The 17,867-nt window shown below is 44.4% G+C and carries 16 protein-coding genes and 1 tRNA gene; 15 read left to right on the top strand and 2 right to left on the bottom strand.

Translation table 11 applies throughout. From position 1 onward, the window contains the following. Positions 1–46: 46 nt before the first annotated feature. Positions 47–1,489 (bottom strand): phospholipid carrier-dependent glycosyltransferase, encoded by a 1,443-nt coding sequence (locus AC3OH0_RS01300; protein ID WP_498344484.1) that lies wholly within the window; start codon positions 1,487–1,489, stop codon positions 47–49. A gap of 69 nt (positions 1,490–1,558) precedes the next feature. On the opposite strand from AC3OH0_RS01300, the gene AC3OH0_RS01295 reads away from it, so the two are divergent. The 7 genes from AC3OH0_RS01295 (at position 1,559) to AC3OH0_RS01265 (ending at position 9,008) form a co-directional block, all read left to right on the top strand. After that, the gene (locus AC3OH0_RS01295; RefSeq protein WP_498344483.1) at positions 1,559–2,800 is read left to right on the top strand and encodes a hypothetical protein; all 1,242 of its coding nucleotides are present in this window, start codon (positions 1,559–1,561) and stop codon (positions 2,798–2,800) included. A gap of 54 nt (positions 2,801–2,854) precedes the next feature. Continuing rightward, a tRNA-Ser gene (locus AC3OH0_RS01290) sits at positions 2,855–2,938 on the top strand. Positions 2,939–3,232: 294 nt separating this feature from the next. Next, complete coding sequence (locus tag AC3OH0_RS01285) at positions 3,233–4,438, top strand: PLP-dependent cysteine synthase family protein (RefSeq protein WP_498344482.1); 1,206 nt, start codon at positions 3,233–3,235, stop codon at positions 4,436–4,438. 564 nt (positions 4,439–5,002) lie between these two features. After that, positions 5,003–6,193, top strand: coding sequence for a DUF401 family protein (locus AC3OH0_RS01280; RefSeq protein ID WP_498344481.1), 1,191 nt, complete (start codon positions 5,003–5,005; stop codon positions 6,191–6,193). A gap of 76 nt (positions 6,194–6,269) precedes the next feature. Further along, entirely contained in the window at positions 6,270–6,989 is a 720-nt protein-coding gene (locus AC3OH0_RS01275; protein WP_498344480.1) for a helix-turn-helix domain-containing protein, read from the top strand. A 108-nt stretch (positions 6,990–7,097) separates the two neighbouring features. Next, a complete protein-coding gene (locus AC3OH0_RS01270; RefSeq protein ID WP_498344479.1) occupies positions 7,098–8,009 on the top strand; it encodes a dihydrodipicolinate synthase family protein in 912 nt (303 codons plus the stop codon). Between the two features lie 21 nt (positions 8,010–8,030). Continuing rightward, positions 8,031–9,008, top strand: coding sequence for a PfkB family carbohydrate kinase (locus AC3OH0_RS01265; RefSeq protein ID WP_498344478.1), 978 nt, complete (start codon positions 8,031–8,033; stop codon positions 9,006–9,008). Here the strand turns inward: AC3OH0_RS01265 and AC3OH0_RS01260 are convergent, their stop codons facing one another. After that, positions 9,009–10,043: an alcohol dehydrogenase catalytic domain-containing protein gene (locus AC3OH0_RS01260; protein WP_498344477.1), complete on the bottom strand. Its 1,035-nt coding sequence runs from the start codon at positions 10,041–10,043 to the stop codon at positions 9,009–9,011. 113 nt (positions 10,044–10,156) lie between these two features. Here AC3OH0_RS01260 and AC3OH0_RS01255 point away from each other — a divergent pair, with 113 nt between their 5' ends. From AC3OH0_RS01255 to AC3OH0_RS01220, 8 genes are all read left to right on the top strand, one after another. Beyond that, entirely contained in the window at positions 10,157–10,888 is a 732-nt protein-coding gene (locus AC3OH0_RS01255; protein ID WP_498344476.1) for an amidohydrolase family protein, read from the top strand. A 60-nt stretch (positions 10,889–10,948) separates the two neighbouring features. Further along, positions 10,949–11,209, top strand: a complete 261-nt coding sequence (locus tag AC3OH0_RS01250) for a twin-arginine translocase TatA/TatE family subunit (protein ID WP_498344475.1) — start codon at positions 10,949–10,951, stop codon at positions 11,207–11,209. A gap of 20 nt (positions 11,210–11,229) precedes the next feature. After that, on the top strand, positions 11,230–12,039 hold the full coding sequence (gene tatC / locus AC3OH0_RS01245) for a twin-arginine translocase subunit TatC (protein ID WP_498344474.1): 810 nt from the start codon (positions 11,230–11,232) through the stop codon (positions 12,037–12,039). A 96-nt stretch (positions 12,040–12,135) separates the two neighbouring features. Next, positions 12,136–13,758 carry an ABC transporter substrate-binding protein gene (locus tag AC3OH0_RS01240; protein WP_498344473.1) on the top strand — a complete coding sequence of 541 codons (1,623 nt, stop codon included), beginning with the start codon at positions 12,136–12,138 and terminating at the stop codon, positions 13,756–13,758. A gap of 77 nt (positions 13,759–13,835) precedes the next feature. After that, on the top strand, positions 13,836–14,723 hold the full coding sequence (locus tag AC3OH0_RS01235; protein WP_498344472.1) for a carbohydrate ABC transporter permease: 888 nt from the start codon (positions 13,836–13,838) through the stop codon (positions 14,721–14,723). Positions 14,724–14,728: 5 nt separating this feature from the next. Next, the gene (locus AC3OH0_RS01230; protein WP_498344471.1) at positions 14,729–15,583 is read left to right on the top strand and encodes a carbohydrate ABC transporter permease; all 855 of its coding nucleotides are present in this window, start codon (positions 14,729–14,731) and stop codon (positions 15,581–15,583) included. Continuing rightward, positions 15,580–16,689, top strand: coding sequence for an ABC transporter ATP-binding protein (locus AC3OH0_RS01225; RefSeq protein ID WP_498344470.1), 1,110 nt, complete (start codon positions 15,580–15,582; stop codon positions 16,687–16,689). The genes AC3OH0_RS01230 and AC3OH0_RS01225 overlap by 4 nt, the downstream gene beginning before the upstream one ends. Then, complete coding sequence (locus tag AC3OH0_RS01220) at positions 16,686–17,768, top strand: ABC transporter ATP-binding protein (RefSeq protein WP_498344469.1); 1,083 nt, start codon at positions 16,686–16,688, stop codon at positions 17,766–17,768. Before AC3OH0_RS01225 ends, AC3OH0_RS01220 begins: the two co-directional genes overlap by 4 nt. Positions 17,769–17,867: the final 99 nt, after the last annotated feature.

Below are 17,867 nucleotides of genomic sequence, written 5' to 3'. Positions count from 1 at the left end.
CCGTTTAGAAATCGATACGTATTGATTTAAAAACCCGGGGATAGTGTTAAGCGATCACTGCTTTAAGGATCAACTCTTTAAGCCTACCCCAGTAGCCCAGGGTCTCTATCAGCAAGCCCCTGTCAAAGATTATGGAGGGTACAGCGTATACCAGGGTTGAGTAAACCAGTGGCGCTAGCTGTATACTGTAGAAGCTGTACTGGCTTCTACCCCCCACCACCCATAGGAGGAGGTAGCCTGAGAAAACCCCTATGTAGAAAACCCACAGCCTTCCAAACCTCCTATCCTTGAAGCACGCCGGGGCTAGTGTTATTGAAAGAGTGAGCGAGGAGACCCAGAAAGGCCAGGTGCCCGACGCCTTCAACGCCGAGCCGTCGGGATAAATGTAGAGTGGAAAGGAGTTGACGCTCATGAACCACTCCCACGGGGCTGATGAAATAGGGCAGTTAGCCCCAGTGCATTTCACGCTTGTATGCCATGTGAAAGACCCTATCAGAGAGTATTTAACCCAGTTTGAAAACCCCATGTAAGATGCTATTGGTAGGGAAACCAGTGTTGTCAGGGCAAGGAATAACGCCCCAGCCAACATGATGTTGAGGATGAGCGATGATATAAGCGTGGTGAAGGAGGGCTTGCTCCTCACATCCCTCCTAACCGTGAGGAAGACAACCGGGAGAAGGAGGAACAGTGCTGAGAACTTGAACGTCCCGCCCACCACAGCCGCGATCATAGCATGCTTCAGCAAGCCCTTCACAGCTAGAAGGGTTGTCAAAACCGTGAAGAATGCTATGTAAACGTCTAGCAACATTATGCTGGCCAAGGCCTTGGACAAGGGGTCCAACATTAACAGGAGGCTGGCGGTCAGGGATACCGCCTGATTCCCTGTAAGGCTAAGCATTAAAAGGTACGTTAGCACAACTGTTAAAGCCCCGGTTAATATTGCTGGAAGCCTCCAGTGAAGCGGGTAATCGCCTAGAAGCCAAATTGATGCTGCAACAAAATACTTGCCCACGGGCGGGTGCTCCCAGTTTATGTACTCGTTAACCCTCTCTGCATCAGGAAGCATCCACCCCGGCACAATATCTGTTACGTTAACATATTCCCTAATCCTCGACAAGTATGCGTTAAAACTTTCCTCAGAGGGCGCTACCACGTAGAAGCCTTTCAGCTTGGAGTAGTCTGCTCTAACAGATATGTTTAAATCCCTTGCATCTGCTTTAAGCCTGAACGAGTTGATGTATCCCTCGTAGATTATCGTTGCCCCGTAAGAACCGTTTGAAAGCCTCGGCTCCACGTGAAAAATCTTGTACAAAATATTCCTGGCTGACGAAACATACCATACCTCGTCGGAAACATAACCCCTCCCCCCTCTCTCAATCTCTAGCCTCGTGAAATCAGAAGCACTCTGGTAGAAAACCATGAGCGATAATGTGAAGAGCAAGGCTATGATCAAGTAGTGGGAAATACTTGTTAAATCAAGCTTTGACAATTCCCCCCGCCACCGATAGTATAATTAATGCTCTCCTTCAATATAAAACAAGGTATGGTGACCTCTGAAATGAGGTTTAAAACCCTTTTAGCATTAGTCATAGCGATCCTGGCCACAGGTTTCATCCTGCACATGCCTGTTGAGGTGCAGGAGTATGTTTTCCACGGTGTTTTCAACCCCCACCCGATCTACAATGACCTCTACAGCTCATATTATAAGGGGATTCTCGCAAACCCCTGCAGCAACCCGAACCAATGGTTTAACCAGGCAAAGAGGGGTGCGCTATGCAGTGGTGAAAACATCTTTCCCATCCCATACCTGGATTACAAGCTACCCGAGCCTCCCCTGGCAGGGTTGGCTTTTACTGTTTTAACCGCCTTAGCCTTCCTGTTCTCAAGCAATGTTTTCTCAACCGCTTACGCAACCGCCCTCTACACCGCACAGTCAATAGTCTCGATTATCTCAACCCTCTCAGCCCTAATCCTGTTCAAAAAGAAGCTCTCGAACAGACTTAATGAGCGGTGGCTTCCCATAGGCTTCGCGAGCCTCCTGGTTTACGGGATTTACAGTCTCGACTCTCTAGTACTGCCGTTGTACATTCCGTTTCTATCCAGCCTCCTCGATAAGGAGTATCACAAGGCCCTCTTGTACGCTGGGTTGTTAACGGCTTGGAACCCGTTTTTCACAATCCTATTCGGCCTAAGCCTCGCCTACATGCTGGGGTCGACGCGCCCGTTGAAACACTATGCCGGGCTTCTCCCGCCTCTCATAGCTTTCGCAACACTATACGTTGCCAACCCATCTTCCCTGGAGTATCTTGTTTCCAACTACCTTACCCCCGCGTTTAACAGTAGTGTTTACTGGTTGTTCACGGGCAGTGTGAATACTCAGGCATTGTACGCTGTGTCGTGGGGGGTGCTGTCAACCATCATACTCATACTCTACGGGTTGAGACCGTTGGGAGATCATATAGCGTTACACGCAACCATCCTAATCCTGGCATCCTGGACCCTAAACCCCGTCGCCGTCCCACAAACCATACTGTTAGCAATACCACTATTGTATCTCTGCAACAGTGACCCCAGGCTCCGGGCCTCTGCTTTGGTTTCCGAGGTTTTAAACGCATTAATAATCCTTCTATGGTTCCGGGACGGGTTTTTAAGAGAGGTTTTAAACAAGACCCTTGGGCTCGGACTCCCTATCGAAAACAACCCTGCCTCAACATCCTCACTAGTTTTCTGGATAATCCAGGTGAGGAACGTACTCCTGCTGGCTTTAACCGTGAGGATGATCTCGGACTACTGGAGCTAGCAATTAATGCGGAGAAACATTAATAAGTAGTCGAGGAATAATATGAAAACCGAAGCCGGGGTCGCCTAGCCTGGTAGGGCGCCGGCCTGCTAAGCCGGTGGGGGATTCCCCGCGCGGGTTCAAATCCCGCCCCCGGCGCTACTTCTATATTCGTACACCATGTTTCATATACAAATAAGGTATAGCTTTGCACATCCTCCTCTAACGTTTCAACATGGATTAACCCGTATGTTGTTCTAAGGTGCCCCGGCCTCCTCAAGCTTAACTGTTGCCTCTACCTTGTTGAAGCCTTTCCTGAAGATTCCGTGGATGGTTCCTCGGAGGGCTTGTTAAGCAGAACTGGTTTTTCACAATTTAACTTTCTTAAACCTGCTTCTTCTCGGACTAGGTTTATAAAACTATTACATCTATTCATAGAACTAGTGGTCAGCGATGAGACTCCTAGAGTCTGTTGCTGTGAGAGGGAGATCGCTTCCGCTGGAACACTACATAGATGTTGTAAAAGAGATTCTACGCAGGAAGAGAACTCGACCCGTTATGATTGATAAAGAAGGCTATGTTGAAACAGGGCTTGAGGTTTTTAATGGGCTAGAAGCCATTGGCACAAGGCTCATACCAGTAGCCGAGGAGGAGTCCGAGCTCAGTGTTGAAGTGCCTATTGAACAGCTCGGCTTTTACGACAATGTTATCGGGGATTCTGCACGCGTTTACACTGGCCTGCTAGAGCTACTCGAGCGGGATGTACCTACCCCCTTGTTAAGGATCAAAAACCTCAGTAGCAACACGGTCACTGTCTGGGCTAAGTTAGAATGGTACCACCCATTAAGCCTGAGCATTAAGGATAGAATTGCCTGGTACATGGTGAAGCGTGCACGAGAATATGGCTTGTTGCAGGCGGAGAGAATTTACGAAGCCACGTCAACTAACACTGGACTAGGCATAGTCGGCATTGCAAACTATTTGGGGTTAAAAACTAGGGTGTATCTTCCAATAACAGCTCAACACTGTGTTGACTACTTGTTCAAAGCGCTGGGGAGCGAGGTTGTCAGAGTACCCACACAACTGACAGTTGAAGCCGTGAAAAAAGTCATCGAGGACGCTACGAGGGACAACGCATACACACTCAATCAGTTCGAAAACGATAACAACTTCATCGTGCACTTGAAGTACACTGCGAAGGAGATTGATTACCAGTTAAGGAAGATGGGTAGAAGACCGCGCGCCATCGTGAGCGGTCTCGGCACATCAGGACACATTTCGGCACTCGCTGTCTACTTTAAGAGCATGTATGGGGATGTCAAGGTTTACGGTGTTCAACCATCGAAAGACAGCTTCATACCTGGTCTTAGAAGGGTTGAAACTGGGATGAAATGGCTTGGCTATGCAGAGCTAGACGGGGTTACGGATGTTTCGCTTGAAGAAGCCTTCAACACTGTAATACATCTTGCGAGAAAAGAAGGCCTGCTCATAGGTCTCAGCGGCGGTGCCGTAGTCTACGCCGCCAAGAAGCTAATAGAGGCTGGAGCAATAGATGGGGATGTCGTCATCGTAATACCGGATCATGGCATGAAGTATATAGAGCTCTTCGAATACCTAATCGAAAAATGCGTTGAAGAACCAGGAGGTGCCAGGGAGTAGCCCCACCCTAAAGGGCGGGCCCTCCACGCTACAGTTCACCCTTCTCTACTTCAGAATTTATTAAAAACTTGTAGATCACCGCGATTCTTTCCCCTCGCTCTTTTCCAAGAGGAAAAGAATACAAGGGCCATCATTCAACTGAATCCAACCAATTTTTGTAAAAAATGCTTAAACCATTATGCAACATTTCAAGAAGCATAACCAAGCTACTGCGAGCGTGTTTGCAACATTAAAGGAGAGTACTGTCCTCTTTATAAATGAATAAGACTCTTATGCCTTTGTCTTCTAAGACGCGAACTGTCGCCATGTTCGCTCTCCTTCCAATATACGTGTAACCTTCCACCGCGAGACCTGATAGTACTTCCCACGCAGGGTTACTGGTCCTGTTAAAAGACTCGATGAAGCAATATCTAACATCGGGAACAGCGTTAGCGTTGCTGGAATGTTCACGGTGAAAGGGTTCTCCAACCCATGCTATGGTTTCGCCGATTTAACAACCGGGTTGAAGAGCTTTAAACTTGATTCCCTATCATGAATGGCTGATGGCGTGTGGTGAATTGACTGTTGACCCTGGGGCCGGACCCTGTGTTAGTGTTTGCAGTATCGGTCTGCTCGGCAATTATCCTTGTGTTGAAGAGAGTTAACATTGCATTAGCAATAACAACCGCTTTTTTACTCTATTCTATTCCACTGCTAGGTGTGAATGCTTTCAACGTGGTGGTTGAATCTTTCAACGCTACAATGCTTAACACCGTGTTATCTCTAACCTTTGCGATGGTTCTCGCAAACCTCTATAGGAATACTAAAGCTTCTAAGGAGATGGTTGATTCTTTCGAATCACTAGGCTGGAGAACAGCATCTATCGGTGTGCCGGCGGCGATCGGGTTGCTCCCAATGCCCGCCGGTGCATATGTTTCAGCCACAATGATCGATCCTATATACTCGAAAGCAGGGTTTAACGGGGTGGAGAAGACCTTTCTCAATTACTGGTTTAGACACATATGGGTTTCAACCTGGCCTCTCTATCAGAACATCATACTTGCTTCCGCAGTGCTTGGACTATCGTACGGTGAGCTCTTCGCTAGGACCTGGGTTGTAATGGTTTCCTCAGCCATTTCCGGAGCCGTATTGTTCACATATATTTCTAGGGGAAGGGCTGTCAACTCGGATGAGAATCGTAGGTTGAAGGGGTTGATCCACCTCTGGCCCTTCCCGTTGATAGCACTCCTCTCCATCTACCTCAACCTGCCGCTCTACTCGGCCCTTTTAATAGTGGTGGCATTGTTCCTGATACTTTACCGTCCCGATGCCGGCGTGATTAAACAGGCCGTTAAGAAGTCTCTCGACCCGACATTGATAGGCTTAATAATAATCTCCCTCGTCTTCGGCAACTCTATAAGGGTTAGTGGTTTGGCGAATACTCTAGCAGAGCGCTTAGCAGGCTACGGTGTCCTGGCAGTATTTGCTGTTCCATTCTCAATAGTTATAGCCACTGGTTTCGAGTTCACGTTCGTGGCACTGGGCTTCCCGGCTTTGAAAAACCTGTTAACAACGTCATGGTATTATACAACCCTTGCATTCCTGGGAGGCTTCCTCGGCGCAATGCTCTCTCCGGCTCATGCATGCCTAGTAATGTCTGCGAAACACTTCAACACCCCTCTTCATAAAGTATACAAGTACACGTTTCCCGCAACCTTAATGACAGTGTTTGCATCACTCTTCCTTATCTTCCTCTCGAACACCCTGTATGTGTGACACTATTTCAATGGACAAGTGTTCACGTTAAAGATTAATAGACAGTGTATTTTATAATTATTTATGGCGAGTTTGCTTGAGTTCGACCGTGCTTTTTGATCAGAATATTGCTTTCTACAATATTAGAGTTAAAACTGCAAAGAATAGTTTTCTCGGCAAAATCAGCGAGCTTAATGATTCAAGAGTTTTAGTTAATGTTTACAAGTTACCAGGTCGTGACTACTACTTCATCGTTGCCCTAACTTACGGGGGAGAGATAAACAAAATCGTTAAGCAGTTAATGATAGATGATTATTATCTGAGGAAAAGTAAGATTGTCAAAATACGTATTCAAAAAATAGACGAACTATACGTGATATATGGTTTGAAAAGAGTTTGCGAGTTCTACAAGCTAGCCCAGGACAATAATATTCAAATCATCTCACCATATTTGTTCGACAAAGGAAGCAGAGATTACTTGGTTTTGGGAGACCGGGAAGACCTGGAAAAATATCTCAAAATGTTGAAAAACTATTATGGTAGCCACAACGTCGAGTACTCTAGTATTGATTCTATTGAGAAACTTTCTTCAACACTCATGAAGGAGTCGGTTTTAAATATCATATTGGACAAACTTACCCCGTCTGAGCGGAGAATTTTGAAAATGGCTTTTGAAACAGGGTATTTCGAATATCCGAAGAGCGCTGGGCAGTATGAAATAGGTTCTTATTTAGGTTTATCCAAAGTTACTGTTAGCATTCATTTGAGAAAGGCTTTTAAGAAGATTATAAAAGACTTTATAGAGTTTGTTGATTGAAGACGCCAATGCTTCAAAGCCCTTTATTGAAGTAATTAAACATTGTTTTATGTTTTATTTAATACCTACTTTACACGCATAGAAGAATGAATCCCTCGGGTGCTAGAAATGCCTAAACCCGGATTACCAAGAGGTATTTTAACGGCGCTTATTACACCGGTGCATGAAAAAGAAGATACTCTCAGGGAATCCCTATCCAGGCTTATAGAGTTCCAGTTGAAAAGCGGTATAAAAGGGTTTTACACTCTCGGCACCTATGGCGAGGGTCTCTTACTACCTGTTAGTAAGAGAAAGAAGATTATTTCATTAATCGCGGACCTGGTACCAAGCAATTATTTAATAATAAATAACGTATCAGCGGCTAGTTTAGAGGATAGCTTGGAGTTGGCGAAGCATTCAATAGAACTTGGGGTCGAGAACATCGCATCACTTCCCCCCTTATACTATAAGGCTGGTATGAAAGAACTAAAGAATTACTATGGTAGACTTGGCAAATTAGAATGTAACCTCTTCGTGTACAATAATCCTTCGAAAACAGGGGTTGACGTTACCCCAAGCATTATTAAGCAACTTAAACGAGACATTCAGAACCTGGCCGGTGTGAAAGACTCGACAGGCTCGGTGGAAAGAGTGATTGATATCGTGTCAAACCTGCTGGAGGATTTCTACGTGGGAATAGCCAGCGACTCCTTAATCCTCGACTCTTTAATATATGGAGCAGATGCTCACATATGTGGCGTGTGCAATGCCATACCAGAAATCGCGGTTGAAATTGTGAAAAGCTTTGAAGCAGGTGATTTAAAACGAGCCTCACGCTTACAAATCCTTGTTGCAAAATTCCGTGGATTATCAAAGGAATACCAGGTTGAAGGATTGGTTTTAACGAAGGCTGCTTTAAAGGTAAGGGGCTTCGATATCGGTCTCCCAGCAGAACCTTTGAACGCTCTTAGTGAGAACGATATTATCGCTGTAAAGGAAGTATTAGATAATATTTATCGAGAGGCCGGAATAAAAATATAGTTAGAAGAGAGGTTACTGGGATTGGAAAGTTATGATTTTATTTCCATCGGAGAAGTGCTGATCCAGCTCAACAATGTGACTCCGGGACCGTTAAGGTATTCGCGATACTTTGAGGTGCACATAGCAGGAGCCGAGTTTAACGTGCTCTCAGCGCTTTCAAAACTAGGGTTTCGCACGGGTCTAATTACTCGAGTAGGTAAAGACGAATTCGGAGAAATGATCTTAAGAGCGTTGAGGGCTGAAAACATAGATACCAGTTGCATCAAAGCCGTGGATGACGCGCCAACAGGAATATATTTTATTCAAAGACATTACCCTATACCGGGGAAATCCACAGTATTCTACTACAGACACGGATCTGCAGCTTCATACATGGATGAAGAAGATGTTCAAGAAGACTATGTGAGAAGAGCGAGAAGAGTGTTCCTGACCGGAATTACTCCAGCCCTCAGTGAAAGTTGTTACCGTGCTGTTAAAAAGTTAAGCGAGCTTTCCAGGGAGCTTGGAAAAGAAGTTTTCTTCGACACCAATATAAGACTTAAGCTCTGGAGAAACGTTGAAAATGTGAGAGATAGACTTCTCCCCCTTATACATGGTTCAAAAATTGTTTTTACAAACAAAGAGGATTTGAAAATACTGTTCCCACAAAACCTGTTAGAGGAATCTATTTCCAAACTATTCCAATCAGGCATCGATATAGTTGTTGTTAAAAGTGGAGAGGAGGGAAGCAGTTTATACACTAGAGACGGTGAGTTCTATCGCGAATACGCCTATCCAACACCTGTGATTGAGGACGTGATTGGAGCAGGCGATGCTTTCGACGCTGTCTTCATTGCAAGCTTCCTAAAGCAAATCCCATTGAAAGATGCGTTAAAATTAGCAAGTCTCGCAGGAATGCTTGTAGTAACGACCAGAGGAGATGTGGAAGCCCAACCAGATTGGAAAACTCTCGAGGCATTGAAAAAATATTACGAGGAAAAAATGGATCTTTTGAGATAATTAATCCATTAAAAGGATGGGGCGGCCGAGAACTTTTCCCTTTCTCAAATCATCTAGTGCTTCATTAATTTTTTCGATTCCACCCTTATAGACTGTTATCACGGGTTTCACCTTCCCTTGTGAAAGCAACCTAAGGCTTTCAGCAATATCATATCTTGTGAACGCTAGTGAAGCTATAACCGATTTTTCGGTAAGACCCCACTCTATAACGGGTAGGCAAAGCTTGCCCTGCGGATAGCCAAGCAGTATAAGCTTTCCTCCCTTCCTGAGAGAGTTGAACGCCTGCTCGTATGTAGCTACATCTGTGGGGACTAGTTGAAGAGCAATATCAGCTCCACCAGCTGATAGCTCAATGATCTTTTTAACCGGATCCTCTTTATTGGAGTTAACCACGTAGTCTGCTCCAACTTCTAATGCTCTTTTAAGTTTAAACTCGCTCCGCCCTACAGCTATCACCATACATCCCTTAGCCTTAGCAACCTGTATAGCGTTAAATCCGAGAGATCCTATTCCCCATACCGTTACAATATCCCCCTCCATAGCACCAGCAACTCTTAATCCTTTAAACGGTGTGGCAATAGCGTCTGTGGCAGCCGGGGCATACTCCCACGGTACATTGCTTGGAATCGGTAAAACATGAGAAGCCTTTGCAATAACGTATTCAGCATAACCCCCATATACGTGTCTACCTGTTTCAACCAGATTATCACACAATTGCTCATTACCGCGCCTGCAGTGTTGACATTTTCCACAGGTGTGCCAAAGCCATGAGAGAACGACCCTATCCCCTGGCTTAGCATCTTTTACTCCTTTCCCCACCTTAACGATCTCACCCGCTATTTCATGCCCCAGAACTGTAGGCATGAGCGGGGGAGGTGGGAATTCTCCATCTATTGTAGCGAGATCTGTGTGGCATACACCTACGGCTTTAACTTTGATTAAAACCTCGTCATACGAGGGATCGGGGAATTCTATCTCTTTGATTTGAAGCGGCTTCTTTGGTTCAAGGAATAGTGCAACCTTTCCTTTAACCAATAACCCCACCGATTTAAAATTACTTAACAAGGACTCATAATGAAATCATAGAACATGTTATAATACTCCTATTTATCACGTTTTCACAACTACTTTAATAATGAGGGATGAATGTGAAAGTCATAGATACCCACATACATCTGGGAGAATGCCGTATCTTCGGATTAAACATTAAAGAGGAAGACCTGATCGAATATTTAAACAAGCATGATGTTGCAATCATAGTTCAGCCATTCCCAGGTGCTCCCGACCCGGTTAAGGTTCACGATAGGATTCACGAATTAAGCATTAAGTACAAGGGTAGAATCTATGGTTTAGCAAGCATCAACCCGTATTTCAACGAAGAGTTAGTAGTTAAGGAATTGGATCGAGCTTTAAACCAGTTGAAGTTCGTGGGGGTTAAGCTACATACGGCAGGTCACTCTATCTCGCCTCAAAACCCTAAGGCCTCAATACTCTTCGATGCCGCCGCCAAGCATAAAGTCCCCGTGATGATTCATACAGGTCCTGGTTCGTTCTCAGACCCTATTCTCGCTGCCCCTAGGGCAGAAGAATACCCTGATGTGAAGATCGTGCTCGCGCATGCAGGGTTTGGAACGTACGTAAACGCTGCGTTATGGCTTGCTAAGAAATATGATAACATTTACCTAGAAACATCATGGAGCCACACATTCGATCTCCAAGTGTTTCTAGCCACTGTTCCGGATAAGGTCGTTTTCGGAACAGACCTAATAGAAAACATCCCTGTCGAATACGCAAAAATCGAGGGGTTGAAACTGACTGGTGATCTGAGGGACAAATTCTTATTCTCCAACGCCAAGAAACTCTTCAAGCTTAATGTTTAATAAAAAAATATATTGGTGAAAAACCATGTCTTTAATGGGTCTTAGGGGGTTTGGTCGAAATTGATCTCTGGTGCAGAATGGGTTGTAATAATAATTCTCGTCCTAGCACTCCTTATATTCGGCCCTAGCAAGATACCGGAGCTTGCAAAGGCGTTAGGAAGGGCCAAGCGAGAATACGAGAAAGCATCGCGCGGTGAAGAACAAGAAATGGACGAGATATCGGCTCTGGCTAAAGAACTGGGCATACCTACCGAAGGTAAAACAAAAGAGGAAATATTGAGCGAGATCAAAAAAAGAGTTAAAACCGAGGCCAAGGAGTAAGCTCCAAGGGTTTTTGAAGATTGACATCCTCAGAGCTTATAAAATACTATGAGAGGCATGTAAAAGAGCTTATTTCCAGGCTGAGAAAGGCTTTTATAGTGTGGTTTATCTCGCTGATACTAATGCTTTCATTACCTGCATCATTAGTAACCCCAGAGTCCTTCATGAGCGGTTACTACCTCCCGCTTTCGGTTTACCTTGTTAACGAGATAGCGTCATACATCCTGTCATCACCTCTCATCGGACCAGTAAATGTTACTTTCATAGCAGAACATCTCAGCATGGGTTTCGAAGTATGGTTTCTATCCTCACTATTTTTCTCTGTGACGATCACCTTACCCATGTTTATTTATGAATTATGGGAGTTCATAGAACCAGGGCTGTACGAGCACGAGAAACGTATTTTACGAAGGGTTTTCCTCCCCGTAATAGGGAGTTTCATACTGGGATGCTTATTCGGGCTTTTCATTCTAGTCCCAATCATATTAAAAGCCTTCGTAATAGTTAACCTATGGTTCAACATCCAACCAATCATAGCCTACGTAGATTTCATAGGGTTCGTCACATCCACGGTTCTCTTCTCAGGGATCTTCATGACCACTCCTATCATTGTTTATGGACTCATATTGGTGGAAATCCTATCCCCGGAATTACTGGCGAAGTATAGGGCTCCATTATATATCGGAATATATATTGTCGCGGCGATAATCACGCCTGACGGTGGAAGCTTCGGAAGTGCTATTCTAGCATTACCGATCATAGTCTTATTCGAAATAGTTTTACAGCTAGGTAAAAGAAAGAAAAGCAAACGCTCAAGCTGTTGTAGATGATAATGGGAAGCATAAGTAATAAAACCTGTTATAATGCGTCTTTATAAAGTTAATACAAACACATATTTAACATCGTAGGAAAAATGGGGATCTGTGGTGGATGAGGAAAAATCTAAGAGGTTTGACCCTTCTAGAAGACAATTCTTAATAACAATAGGCTCCACGGTAGTTGCCCTGGGCGTTGGCTACGCTCTCGGATATTTAACCAAGCCTGCTGAAATAGTAACTAAAACTATAACAGAAACAACTCCACCACCTATTTCAGAGCTAAGCCCGGTTGCTCAGAGGGCTGTTCAAGGTATTAGAAAGCTTATTGATGACGGAGTCATACCTAGAGGAACTACTCTGAGAATTCTCCACGTCTCGGGCTCAAAGGCCCAGCTTGACAAGGCAATAGAATTATGGAAGAAGTACGTCCCGGATGTAAACATAGAGCTTGTAACCCAGGGTACTGAGCCCGATGTTTACACTAAAGCGATGAACGAGGCTGTCACCAAGACGGGAGCGTACGATATAGTGACGGTTTTCAGTACATGGCTTGGAGATATGGTTGAATCGGGATTAGCCAAGGATATAACAAGCTACTTCAACAAGTACGATCCAGGCTATGTTGGAACCTGTGCTCCAATAGAGCCCCTGGGCTCCTACACTACTCTCTATAAGGGTTCAAGATACGCGTTAACACTAGATTCTGATGTATTTACTCTAACATATAGGAAGGATCTATTAAATAATCAAAACTACAAGGATGAGTTCAAATCGATCTACGGCTATGACTTAAAAGTGCCTGATACATGGGAGGAGGTTATAGACGTTGCCGAGTTCTTTACGGAGAAGAACCTGCAATCACCTAGAGGAGGCAAGGTTTGGGGGGCATACTTCTATGCCGAACCAGCTTTCGCGGCATATATCACATGGACAAATATATTCCTAGAAGCTGGTGGAATATTGTTTGATTTAAACACTATGGATCCAAAGATTGATTCACCCGAAGGAAGGTACGCGTTTGATACTTTACTGAAACTAAAACCCTACATGCCACCGGAAGCTGTCTCAGCTTCGTGGGCAGACCTGTATGATAAATTCATACATGGGGAGTCCGTGCTCACTGCCGCATGGCCTTCCCTAACCAAGATGGCTATATCCTCCCCCGACTCTGTGGTAAAGAATGCTACAGGCACCGCATTAATGCCTGGTGTTAAGATTGAGATTAATGGAACACCAACATTAATTAGGGCTTCGCCAAACCCTGTTAACTGGGTTGGGATAGTCAGCAACTACAGCAGGTACCCTGAAGCTGCCTACCTGTTCCTCCAGTTCATGACAGCCCCTGACATAGGATTAGAAGTAGTGTTGAGCGGTGTTATTCTGGATCTTTACAGAGAATGTTGGTTCACGGACCCGAATTACCGTGCCAAGTCCGTTGAAGGTTATGGAGAAGAATTCGTGAATGCTTACATGGATGCTTTAAAATACTCTTATCCCGACTTCATCATAAGAGGTGGTCCTGAATATACTTCGAAACTAACTACAGCAGTTAACGCTGTGCTAGCTGGCACCATGGACCCGGAGACGGCTCTAAGTAATATTGCAAGCGACTGGGATTCGATAACTAAGAAGTACGGTGTTGATGCACAACTCGCCGCCTGGAGGTCTATAGCACAACTATTTCCTGATACCATTAAGACCGCGTGGAGAGCCAAGGGATATATGCCATAATCCTTTATTTAACCTGTTCTATTATCTTTTTTTAACACTTCCATGGTTTATTCCCTACGTGATAAACGGGGAGATTCATGCCTGAGAAGCCGCCGAAATCTATAAAAATATTGTCATCTCTACCGTTAAACCTCTTATTAAACGGTATCCTTATAATACCGTTTATCATAATGATCTACTTAGCTTTCGTTAAATGGTCCCCATTAATGGGCGTTGAATGGTGGAATGCTCCTTTCAACGGGCTTGTAAACTTTCAAAGAGCTCTTTCGGACACGCGTTTCATTGAAGCTCTTGGGAGAACAGCCCTGTTTGTAGCAATCGCTGTTCCATTAGAATTCTTCATTGGGCTCGCACTAGCATATCTCCTCCAAAAACCGTTTAAAGGGAAGAAATACCTTGTCTCGCTACTCATATATCCATTGATGCTTCCGCCTGTGGTTGTAGCAACCGTGTTCTACCTGTTCTTCCAGCCGTATGGACCCGTGAACAACATATTTCTCCAGTACATCATAGGACCCAGTGCTTTAAACATATACTGGTTTCTGGACAAAACCCTTGCTTTCGTAACAATAATAGTCGCTGACGTTTGGCAATGGACCCCCTTTATGTTCCTAATCCTTTACTCGGGACTGTCAGCTGTGCCTAAAAGATTAGTTGAAGCTGCAGAAGTTCTCGGCGCTAATGAGTGGACAGTCTTCTGGAGAATAAGGCTTCCCCTGATTAAACCCTTAATCCTGATAGCGGTGATACTAAGATCTCTTGAAGCCTTCAAAATATTTGACTACGTTTACGTGATGACAGGGGGAGGCCCTGGTACAACCACCGAAAGCATCTCCCTTTACATTTACAGGCTTGCAATTCTATACTCCGATATATCTTATGCTGCAGCTGTTTCCCTCATAGTTTTAGTCCTAATATTCATCATATCCCGTTTAGCAACAAAGTATCTGCTTGAAAAGAGGTGATCGTGGTGGTTAAAAACATTCTAACCAGAGTTCTCGCATGGCTTATACTGCTAATAATTGTCACCTGGACACTTATCCCAGTTATATGGATAATCTCTTTATCGTTCAAACCCTATGCTGAGTGGAGGACCCCTTCACTGTTTCCGAAAAACCCCACACTAGATAATTACATCATATTGTTCTCACCGCAATCCGTTTCAATATTCATCGCTTATACTGCAATAATAGAGCCGATAACCGGTCCATTAATAAGAAGTATAGCTGTTTCGATCCTGGCAACAGTGATCGCGGTAATAATTGGATTCTTCACAGCCTATGGTGCGAGTCGATACAACACCCCAGGACCCTTCACACTATTTTTCACATTACTGACAAGAATGTTGCCGCCAGCGACGTTTGTAACCCCAATAATGATTTATTTCACAACACTGCGCCTCCTTGACAACGTTCTCGGATTAATACTTCTATACTCTGCGACAACGTTAACATATGCGGTCTGGATATTGAAAGGTTTCATAGACGCTATCCCAGTTGAATGGGAGGAGGCTGCGCTTATGGAGGGTGCAACACCGTTCCAAGTCTTGTTAAAAGTAGTAATACCCATAGCGAGACCCGGCTTCGTAGTATCCGGTCTCTTCATCTTCCTTATGTCATGGACAGAGCTACTATTCGCACTAGTTCTAACAAGCGTCAACGTTACACTACCCGTTCAAATAAGCAAGTATGTCACCGCTGTAGGTGCTCTATGGGGTGTTCAAGCAGCAATCGCCCTGCTGGGCTCTCTAATACCATTGGTGATCGGCTATCTAATTCAAAAACACTTGATCACAGGGTTTACCTTCGGGCTGGTGAGAGGATGAGCAGCCAAGTAGTAGTTAAACTGGAAAATGTTACGAAAAGATTTGAGAACCTGGTAGCAGTTAATAATGTTTCATTTGAAGTCTACAAAGGGGAGCTTTTCACCCTGTTAGGCCCGAGCGGATGTGGGAAGACCACTACTCTCAGAATCATAGCTGGCTTGGAATATCCTGACGAGGGGAAAGTCTACATAGATGGGGTGGACGTTACCGAGAAACCGGCTCGAGAACGCGGAGTGTGCCTTGTTTTCCAAGAATACGCTGTTTTCCCGCATATGAGTGTTTTCGAAAACATTGCTTTCGGGTTGAGGGTAAAGAAGTTGTCGAAAACGGAAGTTGAGAGAAAGGTTAAGGAGATAGCTGAAATACTCGACTTAAGCAACTATCTCAACTTTAAGGGGGGAAAACTAGGGTTAAGTGAGCAACAGAGAGTTGCAATAGCGAGGTGTTTAGCGGTTGAACCAAAGCTGCTATTACTTGATGAGCCTTTAACACTGGCAGATGCTAAGATAAAGGAGAAAATGCGGAGAGAGTTGAGGAAACTGCAAAAAGACCTCGGGGTCACGATGATTTTCGTTACCCATGACCAGCTGGAGGCCTTGATGTTGTCTGACAGGATAGCAATAATGAGAAGTGGGAGGCTAATACAGTTAGGAACCCCCGAGGAAGTATACGATAATCCTGGTGATTTATTCGTTGCGACATTCGTGGGTAGTCCAACAATAAATCTTCTCGAGGGCGTTTTAGAGATTGATGGAAACAGGCTTCTTTTGAAAACGGATTCTCACAAATACGCTGTTGCCTCTGATATTAATGTTAAAACGTTACAAGGCCTGGTGGGCTCCGAGGTCGTAATTGGTTTTAGGCCCGAAGACGTGGAAGTAATGCCCGAAGGGGTTCTAGAAGGAGTAGTAAAGCTTGCTGAGATTGCAGAAGATAAGAGAATCCTTTACGTTAAACTCAACGACCATGAGGTAAAAGTATTCGTGGATCTATTCACTAGTTTTAACGAAGGACAAAAAGTAATATTAAAAATAAATCCGTTGAAACTCCACATATTTGATAAGAAAACTGGGAAAAAACTTCTAAAAGGGGTGATTCCTGGATGACCTATCTAGAATTGCAAGGGATTAGTAAATCAATAAGTGGAAAAACGATACTGGAGAGAATAGATTTTAAGATTGAAAAAGGCGAAATACTAGCAATCACTGGGCCGCCGGGGTCCGGTAAGACGACGCTACTAAAAATCATTGGCGGGCTTGTGACTCCAACAACCGGTAAAGTCTACCTAGAGGGGAGAGACATAACCAAACTACCTCCTCATGAAAGAAGTTTTTCAATGGTTTTCGAAATACCCCCGGTATACCCTGATAGAACCGGTTACGAGAACATAGCGTTCCCGTTAAAGATTAGAAGACTCAGCGAGGAAGAAATTAGGAGGAAAGTGTTGTCAATTTCCGAGTTGCTTGGAATAAGGCACATCTTAAATAGAAAGCCGAGCACTTTTAGCGGGGGCGAATATCAAAGAGTTGCTCTTGCAAGAGCACTTGTCACCGAGCCAAAGCTACTCTTGCTGGACGAACCGTTCAAATCTTTAGATGCGAAGATTAGGGAGGCGATGATCGCCTGGATGAAGGATCTTCAGAAGAAAATAGGAGTCACAGTGATATATTCAACCCATGATCCACTTGAAAGCATGTCGATTGGGGATAAGGTTCTGGTCTTATTAAAGGGTGTGCAGAAACAGCTTGACCAACCAATCGAATTACTTGCAAAGCCTGTTGACTTAGACGTTGACGAGTTTATCTCAATACCAGCTTTAAACATCATAAAGGGGCGCTTAGAAAAGTGTGCAGAAAACCGGCTTGACATATCTCTCGACAATACTAAGATGTCGATCCCCAGAAGAATAACGCAGTGTGAAGAAGGAAGTGAAGTACTTGTTGCGTTTAGACCTCAGGACGTTAAATTCCACACCACTGAAACCTTGGGCGCGTTAAAAGGACGCATTATCACTGTGAACTATATGGGTCGAAACAGATTAGTTTCGTTAGAAGTAAACGGAATAGTTTTAAGAGCAATAGCTGAGAAGGAAGCAAGGATGGAAATAGGAGATACAGCTTGTTTAACAGTAGATCCTGATAAGGTAAGATTATACGATGTTAAGACGAGAAAACTCCTGTCTTGAGGTGATCTAGAACGCGCATAGTTTCCTTCTCGGACGGAAAAACGACTTCACCTAGATATGGTGTCTTAATATCTGCAGACAAGATAGTTGATATTCAAA

This window comes from Thermosphaera sp., from assembly GCF_059755995.1.
Note: the sequence above shows the minus strand (reverse complement) of the source record. Positions and strands in the feature narration are given on the sequence as shown.

What these genes read in the sequence shown, in the direction of transcription:
- AC3OH0_RS01235 (WP_498344472.1), top strand. Translation starts at nt 13,836, where the DNA reads ATGCCTGAGAAGCCGCCGAAATCTATAAAAATATTGTCATCTCTACCG.
- AC3OH0_RS01220 (WP_498344469.1), top strand. Translation starts at nt 16,686, where the DNA reads ATGACCTATCTAGAATTGCAAGGGATTAGTAAATCAATAAGTGGAAAA.
- AC3OH0_RS01225 (WP_498344470.1), top strand. Translation starts at nt 15,580, where the DNA reads ATGAGCAGCCAAGTAGTAGTTAAACTGGAAAATGTTACGAAAAGATTT.
- AC3OH0_RS01270 (WP_498344479.1), top strand. Translation starts at nt 7,098, where the DNA reads ATGCCTAAACCCGGATTACCAAGAGGTATTTTAACGGCGCTTATTACA.
- AC3OH0_RS01295 (WP_498344483.1), top strand. Translation starts at nt 1,559, where the DNA reads ATGAGGTTTAAAACCCTTTTAGCATTAGTCATAGCGATCCTGGCCACA.
- AC3OH0_RS01285 (WP_498344482.1), top strand. Translation starts at nt 3,233, where the DNA reads ATGAGACTCCTAGAGTCTGTTGCTGTGAGAGGGAGATCGCTTCCGCTG.